The sequence below is a fragment of the Vibrio sp. V30_P3S12P165 genome, assembly GCF_009904905.1.
Taxonomy (GTDB): Bacteria; Pseudomonadota; Gammaproteobacteria; order Enterobacterales; family Vibrionaceae; genus Vibrio; species Vibrio fujianensis.
The window spans coordinates 1-15,681 of sequence record NZ_WXWH01000011.1; the positions used below are offsets into that span (position 1 = coordinate 1).

At 41.6% G+C, this 15,681-nt stretch carries 13 protein-coding genes and 1 tRNA gene; 4 read left to right on the forward strand and 10 right to left on the reverse strand.

Annotated elements, in window-relative coordinates; genetic code table 11:
* The first annotated feature begins 209 nt into the window (after positions 1-209).
* Positions 210-1,166, forward strand: a complete 957-nt coding sequence (locus CAG57_RS02425; RefSeq protein ID WP_161430732.1) for an IS110 family transposase — start codon at positions 210-212, stop codon at positions 1,164-1,166.
* A gap of 30 nt (positions 1,167-1,196) precedes the next feature.
* Here the strand turns inward: CAG57_RS02425 and CAG57_RS02430 are convergent, their stop codons facing one another.
* The 3 genes from CAG57_RS02430 to CAG57_RS02455 all read right to left on the reverse strand — a co-directional run bounded on the left by CAG57_RS02430 (position 1,197) and on the right by CAG57_RS02455 (position 4,407).
* Positions 1,197-1,712, reverse strand: coding sequence for a lipocalin family protein (locus CAG57_RS02430; protein ID WP_161434054.1), 516 nt, complete (start codon positions 1,710-1,712; stop codon positions 1,197-1,199).
* A 597-nt stretch (positions 1,713-2,309) separates the two neighbouring features.
* Positions 2,310-3,083, reverse strand: coding sequence for a phosphotransferase (locus CAG57_RS02440; protein WP_161426802.1), 774 nt, complete (start codon positions 3,081-3,083; stop codon positions 2,310-2,312).
* Positions 3,084-4,131: 1,048 nt separating this feature from the next.
* On the reverse strand, positions 4,132-4,407 hold the full coding sequence (locus CAG57_RS02455; protein WP_161426804.1) for a putative quinol monooxygenase: 276 nt from the start codon (positions 4,405-4,407) through the stop codon (positions 4,132-4,134).
* A 697-nt stretch (positions 4,408-5,104) separates the two neighbouring features.
* Between CAG57_RS02455 and CAG57_RS02465 the strand changes: the two genes are divergently transcribed.
* Positions 5,105-6,067, forward strand: coding sequence for an integron integrase (locus CAG57_RS02465; protein WP_099610043.1), 963 nt, complete (start codon positions 5,105-5,107; stop codon positions 6,065-6,067).
* A gap of 46 nt (positions 6,068-6,113) precedes the next feature.
* On the opposite strand, the gene rplT is transcribed toward CAG57_RS02465, so the two are convergent.
* The 5 genes from rplT to CAG57_RS02490 all read right to left on the reverse strand — a co-directional run bounded on the left by rplT (position 6,114) and on the right by CAG57_RS02490 (position 11,381).
* Positions 6,114-6,467, reverse strand: a complete 354-nt coding sequence (gene rplT / locus CAG57_RS02470) for a 50S ribosomal protein L20 (protein ID WP_040992521.1) — start codon at positions 6,465-6,467, stop codon at positions 6,114-6,116.
* Between the two features lie 41 nt (positions 6,468-6,508).
* The gene (rpmI, locus tag CAG57_RS02475) at positions 6,509-6,703 is read right to left on the reverse strand and encodes a 50S ribosomal protein L35 (protein WP_099610044.1); all 195 of its coding nucleotides are present in this window, start codon (positions 6,701-6,703) and stop codon (positions 6,509-6,511) included.
* Between the two features lie 104 nt (positions 6,704-6,807).
* Positions 6,808-7,359 carry a translation initiation factor IF-3 gene (gene infC, locus CAG57_RS02480; RefSeq protein ID WP_099610045.1) on the reverse strand — a complete coding sequence of 184 codons (552 nt, stop codon included), beginning with the start codon at positions 7,357-7,359 and terminating at the stop codon, positions 6,808-6,810.
* A gap of 3 nt (positions 7,360-7,362) precedes the next feature.
* Complete coding sequence (gene thrS / locus CAG57_RS02485; protein ID WP_161428229.1) at positions 7,363-9,291, reverse strand: threonine--tRNA ligase; 1,929 nt, start codon at positions 9,289-9,291, stop codon at positions 7,363-7,365.
* A gap of 206 nt (positions 9,292-9,497) precedes the next feature.
* The gene (locus CAG57_RS02490; protein ID WP_161428230.1) at positions 9,498-11,381 is read right to left on the reverse strand and encodes a DEAD/DEAH box helicase; all 1,884 of its coding nucleotides are present in this window, start codon (positions 11,379-11,381) and stop codon (positions 9,498-9,500) included.
* Positions 11,382-11,998: 617 nt separating this feature from the next.
* Between CAG57_RS02490 and rnb the strand changes: the two genes are divergently transcribed.
* Complete coding sequence (gene rnb / locus CAG57_RS02495) at positions 11,999-14,002, forward strand: exoribonuclease II (protein ID WP_161428231.1); 2,004 nt, start codon at positions 11,999-12,001, stop codon at positions 14,000-14,002.
* 99 nt (positions 14,003-14,101) lie between these two features.
* On the opposite strand, the gene CAG57_RS02500 is transcribed toward rnb, so the two are convergent.
* On the reverse strand, positions 14,102-14,458 hold the full coding sequence (locus tag CAG57_RS02500) for a DUF3024 domain-containing protein (protein WP_099610049.1): 357 nt from the start codon (positions 14,456-14,458) through the stop codon (positions 14,102-14,104).
* A 132-nt stretch (positions 14,459-14,590) separates the two neighbouring features.
* Positions 14,591-15,262, reverse strand: coding sequence for a MaoC family dehydratase (locus CAG57_RS02505; RefSeq protein ID WP_161428232.1), 672 nt, complete (start codon positions 15,260-15,262; stop codon positions 14,591-14,593).
* Positions 15,263-15,588: 326 nt separating this feature from the next.
* Here CAG57_RS02505 and CAG57_RS02510 point away from each other — a divergent pair.
* Positions 15,589-15,679, forward strand: a tRNA-Ser gene (locus CAG57_RS02510).
* Positions 15,680-15,681: the final 2 nt, after the last annotated feature.

Genomic DNA, 15,681 nt, shown 5'->3' on the forward strand with positions numbered 1-15,681 from the left:
TTGTATGGATAATAAGTACTCCAATCGGGTAAGGTGAGACCCAGACTTTAGCTGCAACTAAAGTTCTTCTATCTGGTAGTTCGATTGAACGATGGCTCCTCAATTGAGAGACCGGTAACAAGTACGAACGCCAGATAGAACTCCAAGCACCACACTCGAATAGTCTTCTGGGTCTCGAGCCCGCATTTGCAAGCAAGAGTTAGCTTATTATGAATACAAACACACTTCAAAACATTAATGTCGGCGTTGATACTGGTAAGTCACAATTAGACATCTACATCCGACCACTCGATATTTACTTCACTGTCCCGAACACCGAAAAAGGCATCAGCGATGCCATAAAAACCATTAAGAAACACAAACCTCAACGTGTCGTCATCGAAGCTACAGGTCGATTAGAAATGCCTTTTATACTCGCCTGTGACAAAGCCAAATTACCTTATGTTATTGCCAACCCACTACGTATTAAAAGGTTTGCTGGTGCCATTGGTCAACGAGCTAAGAACGACCGTTTAGATGCCGCTCTCATCGCACATTATGCCGAACGTGTTCAGCCAGAACTGACCAAACTAAAAAGCGAAAACATACGTCTTATGAGTGACTTAGTCACAAGGCGTAACCAGCTACTCACCATGCAAACCATGGAAAGAAACCGACTACAAATATTACCTAAGAATATCTCGTCTACGATTACCCCTATCCTTACCGCCCTGAAAAATCAGATTGAAAAAGTAGAAGCAAAGATAGCGAAACTGATTGAGAGTTGTCCTGAGTATCAAGCCAAAAATACTATTCTCCAAAGCATGCCTGGTGTTGGTAAAGTCCTTGCGGCATCCCTAATTAGTAATGTACCCGAGTTGGGCTTTATCACTAACAAACAAGCTTCTTCTCTCATTGGTGTCGCACCGATAACAAGAGAAAGTGGCCGCTTTAAAGGTAAGCGGCTGATACAAGGAGGGCGGACTCAAGTTAGGACCGTTATGTACATGGCGATGATGTCGGCTATCCAATGCAACCCTGTTTTCAGAGCAACTTATGAACGACTACTTACGGCAGGAAAACCGAAAAAAGTTGCCATTGTTGCCTGCATGAGAAAGATGGTTGTTATCTTAAATTCAATGCTAAGAGATGGTGTTATGTGGGATACAGATAGCCTCAAAAATTAACTATTGACGCCATAGTCTCTTGTTAGGTATTTATTGCTGCTGAACGTAAATGAGCTGATTTGTATCAAAACCCCGCTCTTCCGACATTTGAACGAACTTTTCAAGAATACCAGCTTCGACAGTCGGCGTTCTTGAAAGTAACCACAGATATCCTGTATTCGGTCCTGAAACAAAGGCATAACTATAGTTTTCACGATCTAACTCAAAGACCACGTAAGAACCATAAAATGGGCCAAAAAATGAAACTTTTAGATAGCCGTCTGTTGGACTATTTACAAAGTAAGCTTTACCTTCAGCTTCCTTCCACTCACCTTTATCTTCAGAATAACCACGATTAAGAACCGAAACACCACCATCATTTCGAATGCTGTATTCCGCTGTAACCTGACTTAAACCTCTTTCAAAGGAGTGATCGAGTCGAGCAATCTCGTACCATTTACCTAAATAATTGTTCAGTTCAAAATCCGACACTGGTTTTACTGATTCAGGCATACCCAAGCAGCCATTCAATAAAACCGAGCAAATAATCAAAAAGATAGCTCTCATGATGCCTCCAAATACCTAACGCCCGGCTAAGGGGTTGACAACGCACCACCGGACTCAAAAAACACGCTGTAAACTCTGAACTTCAATTTTGCACTAAAACCGCCACGCGTTGGCAATCCCTCTTGAGCCGTTTGTTAGGCCAACCGGTTGACAACGATACTTTCAAAACCAAAGAACAAGGCTTGTTTGAAAACTGAAAACCAACTAAGCGATTCATTTATAAACCAAAAGTTCAAATCAGCAAAGAAACCAAAAAACTCAAATTGAGCGATTTGAAAGAAAAGTGACGAGCGTAGCATGCTCGGCGGACGTTTGGATGCTGAAGGTTATTTTGCCGCTGAATTTACAGCGCTAAGCAACCCAACGCGATCAAGAAACAACAAATATGTGATGACGATTTATTGTTTAAGTCCAGCCATGAGAACATGGAATTCGCCGTTCAATTCAAACCCGATTTAGCTGATAAAAACTCACTTTGCCTAACGCCCGGTTAAGGGGCAACCAACGCCACTACCAAGCTTCCGCATAACACCGTAACCACAAAAACCAACGCATAGTAAAAATGCCACGCGTTGGTTGTCCCTCTTGAACCGTTTGTTAGTTGCACAATACACACTGAATTTTTTGTTTATTTTCAGTCACATACTCTATGTCATTTAAATAAGCTTGAAGATGACCTTTTTCTATGTTTTCAGCAAAGGATTCATTGCCCTTTTCGGCTTCGTTACGCATGAAAGATACTAAAGCCTGTAATCGCTGAACCATAGCATCGGCTAATTGCTCTCTTTCTGATTCAGTTGCGCCGTAACTGTCACAGAACAACTTAGCTCTAGCCACCTGCTCTGAGATTGTGCCCAGCTTGTCATTGCTGTCGGTTTTGAAAGGAGACCAGCAATAAACTGAATATGCCAGATCCCATATTCTAGGTGCTGGGTGCGCTGTATCGAAGTCGAACACACCAACAACTGTATTTTCTAACAGGGCAACATTGTATGGGGTAAAGTCACCATGACAGATAACCTCAAATGGTTCTCTCGGGTCTAACATCCATCGGTGTGCATTGACATCGAGTTGCTCCAAGAGTGAAGCTGTTGAGTCATGTATTTTCCGTAGTAATTTACCCGCTGAAATGAGTGCTTCATTTGCTGCTATTGCGCCAACTAGCGGATAATTATAGGTATTACCTGCGACAAAACTTAGGATTTCTTGGTCTTGATTTACACCAAGAAATTTTGGACTTTCATCTACCTTTGTTCGCTCCAAGTGCTTCAAAATAAGATGAATTGTAGAACTCCATGATTGAAGAGGTCGGTAGACAACTTCACCATCTCGATATATTGCTGACTTTCTTCCACCGGATAATTCTTCCACGATACCTCCCTGTGCAACTAACGCCCTGCTAAGGGGTGAGCAATGCACTACAAAAGCCACAGCACACCGCCTTAATCACAAAACCCACCGCATGCTGAAAATGCCACGCATTGCGAATCCCGCTTAAGCAGTTTGTTAGCTTAAATTTCAGCACCTTAGATTGACCAAACCCGAGACTAACCCGATTTGGGAAACCAACAAACAGCTTGAGTTTTAAAACCCGAATTGGCTCAAACTCTGTGGCCTTTCATGCGATTTGAAAACCCGAAAACTTTGATAACTCACTTTCGGAAAACTCAAAACGAAAGCAAAACTTCCAAAGCGACTTTGCACCAAACTGGCTAACCTCGGTTAAGCCTAAAAACTCAATTGAGGCAACAGCTCAAAACTCACATTGACAAACAATGCTGATTTGCCGAAAAACTTGGACGAATGGCCGAAGGAAGAAAGAAAAGACCACAACCAATTGATTTTGTTTGTTTTAAGCTAACGCCCTGCTAAGGGGTGAGCAATGCACTGCCAAAGCTACCGCACGCCACCTTAATCACAAAATTCACCGCATGCTAAAAATGCCACGCATTGCGAATCCCACTTAAGCAGTTTGTTAGCTTAAATTTCAACACCTTAAATTTACCAAATCTGAGACTAACCAGATTTGGGAAACCAACAAGCCGCTTGAGTTTTAAAACCCGAATTGGCTCAAGCTTTGTGGCCATTCATTTGCATTAAAACCCGAAAATTTTGATAACTCATTTTCGGATAACTCAAAGCGAAAGCAAAACTTCCAAAGCGACTTTGCACCAAATTGACGAACCTCACGCAATCCGGAAACTCAATTGAGGCAACAGTTCAAAAATCACGTTGGCAAACAATGCCGATTTGCCGAGAAACCTGAACGAACTGCCAAGGGAAGAAAAAACAGGTTGCAACCAGTTGATTTTTATTGTTTTAAGCTAACGCCCGGTTAAGCGGTGAGAAGCGTGTGCTAAAATTGAGCGAAGCGAAAATGGCACACGATTTGAATCCGCTTGAACCGTTTGTTATGCGTTTACTCAAAGATTTCGTAATGACGTTCAACGTTTACTGTCACTTTGCCCCAATGAGATGCTTTGACTCTTTTCTGATGTTGTTCAAAAGACTCTTTATCCGTGAACTCTTCGTAAACGTCAAAGCGAAGAGAATTCTCAGAATTTTGGATAACGCTAAACGTGATACAACCTACCTCTTCGAGGGTAAGACGTTTATGGTTTACCAACTCACTTTTGACTAACTCAAGTTCCGACTCAGGAACTAAAATAAAGCCTTTCAATGTTACTTTTGACATGAATTTCCTTTTGACGCATAACGCCCTGCTAAGGGGTGAGCAATGCAATACCGAAGCCGCTGCAAACCACCTTAATCACTAAAATCAACGCATAGTAAAAATGCCACGCGTTGCGAATCCCTCTTAAGCAGTTTGTTATGTTCGTATCTTTAAATATATTAAAACCAAGCTAAGAAAAACCCCAATCAACTCGAAAGGCTTTGATTTTGTGCAAGAAATAACTTTATGGTAGAAAACAGATGTCCAATGCCTCTTGTACCAAAACTTCACACTTCGGTATTGACTTGGATCGTCATAGGTAGAGCCAAGATCCATTTCATAAACTCGCTCCCCAACATACCAACGCCCGGCTGCTCCAATGAATTTACTTATAAATCTATTCATGTGTTTTCCCTCAGTATCAATAAGAAATCTCATGCTAAATTCATAAAGAGACGCTTGCATCAACACAAAAATATTGAATCGCCTCCGAAGAACATAACGCTTTTTATACAGCAAATTGCCCTAATTTATTCCACGCTACCGCCATCTTTTTACAAAAAGCCAGTGATAAAAATAGCACTATACACAACAAATTCATAAAGTTATAAAAAATAACTGAGGGGTAGTTCTCATTAAATAGCAAAGTGCCATTTAGTTATTGACGATACAACAAACCAATACTACTGTATATAAAAACAGTTAAATGGAATTTTGAATGAAATCACAATTTCTTTTAAGCATAAAGGAATATATGCAAACTAGACATTACGCCAATAAAACCATTGAGGCTTATCTGCATTGGATCACAAAGTACATTATTTTTCATAATAAAATCCATCCTAACCAAATGGGGTCAAGTGAAGTTGAGCTTTTCCTCAGCCATTTGGCCGTAGATAAAAAAGTAGCAACTAAAACCCAAGCCCTTGCTTTAAATGCACTTAGTTTCTTGTACCGCGAGATTATTAAAGAACCATTAACCATTGATATGAAATTTCAAAAATCTCAATTAGACCGGAAGCTTCCTGTTGTTATGACGAAAGATGAAGTGAAACGTTTCTTCAACCACGTCGATCCTAAATATCAACTTCCGATCAAATTGCTGTATGGATCTGGACTCAGATTAATGGAATGTATTCGCTTACGTATTCAAGATATCGATTTCGACTATGGCGCATTAAGAGTTTGGCATGGTAAAGGCGGTAAAAATAGAACTGTCACTTTAGCAAAAGAACTCTACCCTTTACTTCATGAACAAATCGCATTAGCAAAAAGATATTATGATAAAGATATGCAAACCAAAGGCTATGGCGGCGTTTGGTTGCCACATTCGCTCGCAGAAAAATACCCCACTGCACCATTTGAGTTTCATTGGCACTACCTATTTCCATCACATAGCCAATCGATAGATGGAGAAAGCAACTTATTAAGAAGGCAGCATATCAATGTATCTTCATTACAAAGAGCAGTAAAAAAAGCAGTGCGAGCGGCTGAGATTGGAAAAACAATATCTTGTCATACACTCAGGCATTCATTTGCAACTCACCTTCTGGAGTCAGGAGCAGATATCAGAACAGTTCAAGAGCAACTCGGTCATTCTGATGTAACCACGACACAAATATATACCCATGTCATTGATCGAGGTGCTAACGGCGTATTAAGCCCTTTATCACGGCTATAAAAAAGGAGAGCATCAGCTCTCCTTCTTCAAACTAAGCAGCTCGGATTTATAGAGCAGCTTTTGCTTTTTCAACAAGCACAGCAAACGCTGCTTTGTCAAATACGGCGATGTCGGCTAGGATCTTACGATCGATCTCGATAGATGCTTTCTTAAGACCGTTAATGAAACGGCTGTAAGATAGACCATTTTGACGAGATGCAGCGTTAATACGCGCAATCCACAACTGACGGAACTGACGCTTTTTAGTGCGACGGTCACGATAAGCGTATTGACCTGCTTTGGTAACAGCTTGGAAAGCTACGCGGTAAACACGTGAACGTGCACCATAGTAACCTTTAGCTTGTTTTAGAACTTTTTTATGACGTGCACGAGCTTGTACACCACGTTTTACGCGAGGCATTATGTCTCTCCTAAACTAAACGATAATTAAACTAAAAAGAATTAAGCGTATGGCAACATGCGCATAACACCAGCCACTTCACATTTCGGAAGGATTGAGTTAGGGCGTAGTTGACGCTTGTTCTTAGTAGTACGCTTAGTCAGAATGTGACGTTTAGTAGCGTGCTTGAACTTTAGACCACCAGCTGTTTTCTTAAAACGCTTAGCAGCACCTCTGTTGGTTTTCATCTTAGGCATGATGAATAACTCCGCATTGTAGTAGTTTAATAAACAATGTAATTAAGGCGGAAAACCTAGCTGTTACAATATAAAACTAGGTTTATCACTTGCTAGGCCTCTAATTACTTCTTCTTAGGGGCTAACACCATGATCATTTGACGACCTTCAATTCGCGTAGGGAAAGATTCTACAACAGCAAGTTCTGCTGTGTCTTCTTTCAAGCGATTAAGAACATCGACACCGATATCTTGGTGTGCCATTTCTCGGCCACGGAAGCGAATTGTTACTTTCACTTTGTTGCCTTCTTCTAGGAAACGGGTCAGGTTGCGTAGTTTTACCTGATAGTCTCCAATATCAGTTCCAGGTCGGAATTTAACTTCCTTAATCTGAATCTGTTTTTGCTTCTTTTTCTGCTCTTTAGCAGCTTTACTCTTTTCAAAGAGGAACTTGCCATAGTCCATCACACGACAAACTGGTGGCTCGGCGTTAGGGCTGATCTCTACAAGATCCATACCAGCTTCTACGGCCGCTTCTAGTGCTTCGCTGATCGATACAACACCAACGGACTCACCATCTGCGCCAGTTAAACGCACTTCACGAACGCCACGAATTTCACCGTTTAAACGGTGCTGGTTTTGTTTGGCCGGCTGTTGGCCACGTCTTCCGCCTTTAATAGTTTATTCCTCCAGATTAAGCTTACGGCTAGAAACTTCGGCTTGGATGTGTGTAATAAAATCATCCAATTTAAATTTACCTAAGTCCTTGCCCTTTCGAGTACGTACTGCGATTTCACCGGCTTCCATTTCTTGGTCACCACAAACCAGCATGTACGGTACACGTTTTAAAGTGTGTTCGCGGATTTTAAAGCCTATCTTCTCATTTCTCAAGTCCGCTTTCGCACGAATACCACATTTTTGTAGCTTTTGTACGACTTCTTGAGCGTATCCTGCTTGTTTATCAGTAATATTCACAACTACAGCTTGCTCAGGAGCCAACCATGTTGGGAAAAAGCCTGCATATTCTTCAATGAGGATACCGATAAACCGTTCAAGAGAGCCTAAAATAGCACGGTGAATCATAACTGGCACTAAACGTTCATTATTTTCGCCGACGTAAGTAGCACCAAGACGAGAAGGTAAGTTAAAGTCGAGTTGAACTGTACCACATTGCCATGCACGATCTAAGCAATCATATAAGGTAAATTCAATTTTAGGGCCATAGAATGCCCCCTCACCGTCTTGAATTTCATAAGCAATGCCCATGGCTTCGAGTGATTGTTTCAATGCTTCTTCTGATTTATCCCAAATTTCATCACTACCGACCCGTTTTTCAGGTCGAGTAGATAATTTCACCGCGATATTCTCAAAACCAAAAGTATTATAGGTATCATACACCATTTTGATACACGAAGTGACTTCTTGCTGTATTTGATCTTCAGTACAGAAAATATGTGCATCATCTTGAGTGAAACCACGTACACGCATGATACCGTGTAATGAACCAGAAGGTTCGTTACGATGACACGAACCAAATTCAGCCATGCGTAAAGGTAAATCACGGTAGGATTTCAAACCCTGATTAAAAATTTGTACGTGACCGGGGCAGTTCATCGGCTTAATCGCGTATTCCCGATTTTCAGATGATGTGGTAAACATGGCATCTGCATATTTATCCCAATGTCCAGAACGCTCCCATAAAACGCGATCCATCATCAAAGGACCTTTTACTTCTTGGTAGCCATATTCATTCAATTTATGACGAATAAAAACTTCTAGATCACGGAAAATTGACCAGCCATTATGATGCCAAAACACCATACCGGGCGCTTCTTGTTGCATATGAAACAAATCAAGTTGTTTACCAATTTTGCGATGATCGCGCTTAGCGGCTTCTTCTAATCGAGTAAGGTGTGCTTGCAATGCTTTTTTGTCGTGAAAAGCGGTGCCATAAACACGCTGTAGCATTTTGTTATCGCTGTTGCCACGCCAATAAGCACCGGCGACATTGAGCAATTTAAAGTGCTGACAAAAGCCCATATGTGGAACGTGAGGGCCACGACACATATCAATATATTCTTCATGGTGGTAAAGCCCTGGACGATCATCACGGGCTACATTTTCGTCCAAGATTTCCATCTTATAAGGCTCACCTCGAGATTCAAAGGCATCTCGTGCTTCCTGCCAACTGACTTTCTTTTTAACGACTTGATATTTTGTTTTCGCCAGCTCTTTCATCCGCGCTTCAATGATATCTAGATCATCTTGTGACAGAGAGTGTTCAAGATCAATGTCATAGTAAAAACCGTTATCAATCGTTGGACCAATTGCCATTTTTGCTTCTGGATACAATTGCTTAAGAGCATGACCTAGCAAATGGGCACAAGAGTGACGAATAATTTCTAATCCATCAATGTCATCTTTTGTGGTGATGATTTCAAGGCTTGCGTCATGTTCAATTAAATCGCATGCATCAACACGAACGCCATCAACACGACCAGCAATAGTTGCTTTTGCAAGACCCGGGCCGATCGATAGAGCGACATCCATAGTAGAAATGGAGTGATCAAACTGACGTTGACTACCATCAGGAAGAGTAATAATAGGCATGATAAATCCTTACAGTGGTGTTGCATACCAAGCAACACGTGTTCAGTATGTGGAAAATAACCATTGATGCTCACTCGGTAATACGAATACCGGATCATCAACAGGCGTGAATTGTACCTAGGTCACATGAGTAATGTAAAGAAAGAATCTTATTCAAACAACAAAGCCCGTAGTTTTAACTACGGGCTTTGTTGGATCGTTATAGGTTAAGCTTCACTACGACGACGAGAGCTGTGGCTACGTTCGCCTGTACGTTCACCACGGAAGTTTCCACGATTGTCACCACCACGGTTACGGTCAAAGCGACGTTCACCATCACGAGCAGGGCGAGAAGAATCACCTCGTCCACGACCGCCACGGTAACCACCATCTCGGTTGCCTTCAGGGCGACGACCACGAGATTCACGGAAGTCATCAAAATCACAGACAACCGCACCCACTTCTTTTTGACGAATACGTAATTTACGAAGTTTACCAGTCACATCCGCTGACATGCTTTTTGGTAACTGGACAAAAGTATGACCTTGCGCCAATTTTATTGCACCAATTGAACCTTTGGTTAAGCCCAATTCATTGGCCAATGCACCAACAATATCTTTTACTTGAACGCCTTGATCACGCCCCACTTGTAATTGATAAGTATCCCAATCAACGTTACGAGCACCGTCACGCCCACCAAATTCACGACGACCAGCACCATCACGACGGTCACCATCACGGCGTTCACGACGACGTAATTTATCACGCTCAATTGCTTCTATCATTGGGTCTTCACCGGTATAGAACAGCGGGCGCTTACCTTGTTGACGTTTCAGTAAGATAGCAGCGAGCGTTGTCGCATCGATCTCTAAAGAGCTCTGCAGTTTTTCGACTAGTTCTGCAAATTTTTCTAGTGCAACCTGACCTTTATCAGCTTCAAGTTCCACCGCAAGTTTTGTTAAACGAGATTCGGCGACTTTATCACGATGAGGAAGCTGAATTTCTTCCATTGAAGAGCGAGTCACACGTTCAATCGTACGTAGCATACGGATCTGGTTAGTACGCACTAACAAAATCGCTTTACCTTTACGTCCAGCACGTCCTGTACGACCAATTCGGTGGATATAAGATTCTACATCAAATGGGATATCGTAGTTAAACACGTGAGTAATACGTGGTACATCAAGACCACGTGCAACAACATCGGTTGCGACTAAAATATCAATCACGCCTTGCTTGATATGATCAACCGTGCGCTCACGTAAAGATTGAGGAATATCACCGTGTAACGCAGCGGCTTTAAATCCTCGAGCACTTAACCAATCGGCTAGACGTTCAGTATCTTGACGCGTACGAACAAAAACGATAGATGCATCTGTTTCTTCCGTTTCCAGTAGACGCGCCATCGCTTCATCTTTTTCAACACCTTTTACTACCCAGTACTGTTGCTCAACTTTCGCAACAGTCTGGTTTGAACCTGCAACGTCAACGCGTGCTGGATTGCGCAAAAAGCGGTCAACAATGTCTTTCACCATTGGTGGCATTGTAGCCGAGAAAAGTACTCGTTGAGCGGTATCTGGCGATTGCTCCATGATCCAAGTAACGTCGTCGACAAAACCCATTTTGAGCATTTCATCGGCTTCATCCAAGACGAAAGTATGGCATTCATCAAGATGCAAACGCTCACGGGTAATGAGGTCTTTCACTCGGCCAGGGGTACCCACAACGATATGAGCTCCGGTTTTTAAAGCGCGCATTTGATCAACGATGGAAGCGCCACCGTAAATTTCTAATACCTTTAGGCCTTTGATATTTTGACCCAGTGTTTTAACTTCAGCAGCAACTTGAATGGCCAACTCACGAGTTGGAGCCATAACAATAGCCTGAGGTTTATACTGATTAAGATCCAATTTGTTTAATAATGGCAAAGAGAAAGCGGCGGTTTTACCAGTACCGGTTTGAGCTTTACCTAACGCATCTCGGCCTTCAAGTAGAAAAGGAATGGCAGCAGCTTGGATTGGAGTTGGTGAAACAAAGCCCATTTCGTTTAGGGCGGAAAGGATGGCACTGTTTAGTGCTAAGTCACTAAATTGAATGACAGTTTCTTGCATGGGGTTCCCACTAAAATAAAAAATAACTAAGGTCCCACGTGCTATACCATTTTCCAACCAATCCTAAAGAAGAGCTGATTCCGTTCAGATGCGGATGAGTATTAAAAAGCATCAAGCCACTAGGGACATCTAAGGGACGCGGATTATTCCTTAAATGCACAAAAAAAGCCAGAAAAAATTGAATTTCATCACATATTTTTTCCTAAAGTCGGCAAAAGATACCTTCTACATAACAAACTGCGCTCTTGATGACGAAATCATACTTCTATCGTTGTTCACGTCTTTAAAAGCAATCTAGCGATCGAACATTCCGTTCAAATTACCGATAAATCAATAAAGTTCATGCCTCTTCTCTATTGCAGGACATGTTCGTCGTCATACGATAAGAATCACAACATCAGTCTATTAGACTCTTATCTGCCTCCAACTGACATCACGACCATGGGAAGTGTCACGCGCGCTATACTTTTCGCCCATTGCCAAGTACCATGTATTCTATGATAGCTTCACAAAAACGTCCCCAATCTAGGCCACCTATTCAACATGATCAGAATCGCGTTTAGGAAGTACCAGACCACCTAATCCAACTTTATGAATCATAAGGGTTACAATCAAATATGTTTCAAGACAATCCACTGCTTGCTCAACTTAAACAACAAATTCAAGAAAATCTCCCTAAAAAAGAAGGGCAGATTAAAGCGACTGATAAAGGTTATGGTTTTCTCGAAGTTGATAGTAAAACTAGCTTTTTCATACCGCCACCTTATATGAAAAAGTGCCTACATGGCGATAAAGTGGTTGCGATTATTCGCACTGAAAATGAGCGTGAAGTCGCAGAGCCCCAAGAATTGTTAGAACCTGCTATTGCTCGATTTATTGGACGAGCCAAGCGACAAAAAGGGAAGCTCCATGTTACGCCAGATCAACCACAATTGAAAAAACACACCTTAAAAGCGAAAACAAAAAAAGGGCTCAATCCTGAAGAGATCGGTGAAGGCGACTGGGTTGTCGGTACCCTTATTCACCACCCACTGAAAGGTGATAATGGTTTCTTTGTCGAAATCACCGAAAAAATCACTGATGCTGAAGATAAAATTGCCCCTTGGTGGGTCACGTTAGCTGAAAATAATTTACCAAATTCAGCGCCCACTGGAAATAGACAGTGGCAACTCAATGACGATTGTGATTTACAACGAATAGATCTGACATCTCTGCCATTTGTCACCATTGATGGTGAGTCAACCAAAGATATGGATGATGCCTTGTATGCCAAAAAATGCGAGGACGGAGGGTTTGAAGTTACCATCGCAATTGCCGATCCTACTGCGTATATTACTGCAGATGATCCGATGGATAAAATTGCTCGTGAGCGCGGTTTCACCATTTATTTACCGGGAAGAAATATCCCGATGCTCCCCCGCGAGTTAGCCGATAACCTATGCTCTCTGATCGAAAATGAAATTCGCCCAGCACTTTGTTGTACTTTAACTGTCAATAAAGACGGAACCATCAAGGATGATATACGCTTTTTTGCCGCAAATATTCGTTCACGGGCTCGCCTGATTTACGACCAAGTGTCTGATTGGTTAGAGACGGGCCATTCCTGTTGGCAACCCGATGAAACAATCGCGCAAGTTGTGCGGGATCTTTATGAGTTTTCTCTGCGACGATCCGCTTGGCGTGAAACCCAAGCTGTTGTTTTCCCAGACCGCCCAGACTACCGCTTTGAATTAAGCGAAGATAACGACGTGATTGCTATTCATGCCGATCTAAGACGTAGTGCTAATCGCCTCGTAGAAGAAGCAATGATCACCGCGAATATCTGTGCAGGCCAAGTATTGCAGTCAACATTTGGCTGTGGCGTATTTAATACTCACGCTGGTTTTAAAACCGATAAAATAGCTGATGTGGTCACCTTAGTTCAGAATCATGGCGCAGATTTTGACGAAGCGTCACTAACGACTCTCGAAGGTTTTGCGGCTTTACGTCGCTGGTTAGCAAAACAACCGACATCATACTTTGATAACCGAATGCGAAAATTCCAAAGCTATAGTGAAATCGGCAATCAACCATTACCTCACTTTGCGATGGGATTAGAAATTTATGCAACTTGGACCTCTCCGATCCGTAAATATGGTGACATGGTTAATCATCGTATGTTAAAAGCCCACATTTTGGCAAAATCACCAGAGCAACTTCCTGATGAAAATTTGGGAGAAGAGTTGGCAATCCATCGTAAACATCACAAAATCGCTGAAAGAAATGTAGCCGACTGGTTATACGCCCGAACATTGGCTGATGAACCCAATAAAAAAACCAGCTTTCTCGCCGAGATCTTTGATATTAATCGCTCAGGTATGCGTGTTCGTTTATTAGAAAATGGGGCGATGGCTTTTATTCCTGGTGCGCTTATTCTTGATAATAAACAGCGAATTGTCTGCAATGGAGAAGACGGAACCGTAATGATTGATAATGCCTTAATTTACCGCTTAGGCGACACACTAGAAGTCGTTCTGACTGAAGTCAATCAAGACACCCGCAGTATTGTAGCCAAACCCACTCAAGTATTTGCTGATACACCATCTGTACAAGAAGGAGATGCCGCCTTTCCAGCAGCTTAATTAAAAAACGACGTTTCCCAACATAAAAACGGGCACAGTAAGGTACCCGTTTTTATGTTCATCAATACCATTCACAACACTTGAAATAAATAGAAATCTTTAAGACCAAAAATACGATTTCGGATCTTTTTCAATTTCTCTGATCAGTGCGGTTAAATCAATACTTTTTGATAAATAGGGGTAAGGGATCCATTGGTACTCAGATCCAATCGGTTCAGCCGGCACATACAAAGCCCACAAACTATGTTCTTCTTCCCAAATCACTCTGGCAACAACACTTGTGTAATCACATTGGTTTGAATCAAGCTTATAATGATGCCAAATAAACTGCACACCATTATCAACAGGTTCGTAACTCGATTTACCTAAGTCCACTGGCAAGCTTTGATTCCGACTTTGGCATAGCCATTCTGCCCTTTTTTCTATCTGGCGTTGTAGTAGATTAATGACCGCCATAATTTCCTCTGATGCCGTTACGTTTCACTGAGTATTACCCGAATAAACAAAAGAGTCTATGATCCGTATGCGATTGTCTAATTGATACGATAAAGGGGAGCTAAAGCTCCCCTTCTAATTACCCAATTCAGATTAAAAATGTAGTTGGATCACAGAAACCACAATACAAGCTGGCCGCCTAACCCCTTCAATCTCCACTTTTATTTCACGCTCAATTTCTAAGCCTTTTCTGATTGGTGTTACTTTTGACAGGGTACTCACTGCACGTAGGCGATTACCTGCCTTAACCGGATAAGGAAAACGTACTGAATTTAACCCGATATTAACCACCATTTTAGCAGTAGGAAATAAGGGTTTATCTGCATCAACGCTGTCTGTTAATTTGGGTAATAGAGCTAGAGTTAAAAAGCCATGAGCAATAGTCGTTTTAAACGGAGACTCTACTGCAGCACGCTCTGGATCAGTATGAATCCACTGTAAATCCTCGGTCACCTCACCAAATTGGTTAATACGCTGCTGATCAACCATAAGCCAATCACCCGTGTGAATCACCTCACCAAGTTTACTCGTTAATTGATCGTAAAGCGCTTGTGCTTCTGGTTTTAATTCAATTTCAGGAATTAAATTAACTTCTTCATTTGCGGGTTGATGAAATTCTTTCACCCATGAAAAAAGCTGACGACTGTTAGCCCTATCTAAAAAACCATCCCAATACTCACGTACCGTTGGCGACATCCATTGCTTAAATTCCGTGTTTTTGACCAAATTCTCAGCTCGATGCTTTAAAAGATCGGTAACTTTCATCAAAACCTCATTCTTAACAAAGAAGCACTGCTAATGAACTAATTTTGAAACACTTCACAATAATTCGCAAACACTTTATGGCTTACAAGTGTATTCTAAAACAAACATTTGATTTAAAAATCAAATACTTATAAATAAAACATTATTTTATTAGACGCTCGCGCTTTAGAGTAATTACTACCAAGATTTATATAAAAATCACAAATTTGAATACAATCCACACCAACCTATTCTCGAATGAAATGTGCAAATTTCAAGCAAACCAACGCTTTACTGCAATTAATACTTTACAAACTTTATACTAATCAATATGATGCAAACCTAATGGAGAGATGGCTGAGTGGTTGAAAGCACCGGTCTTGAAAACCGGCGATGGTTAATAGCTATCCTAGGGTTCAAATCCCTATCTCTCCGCCACA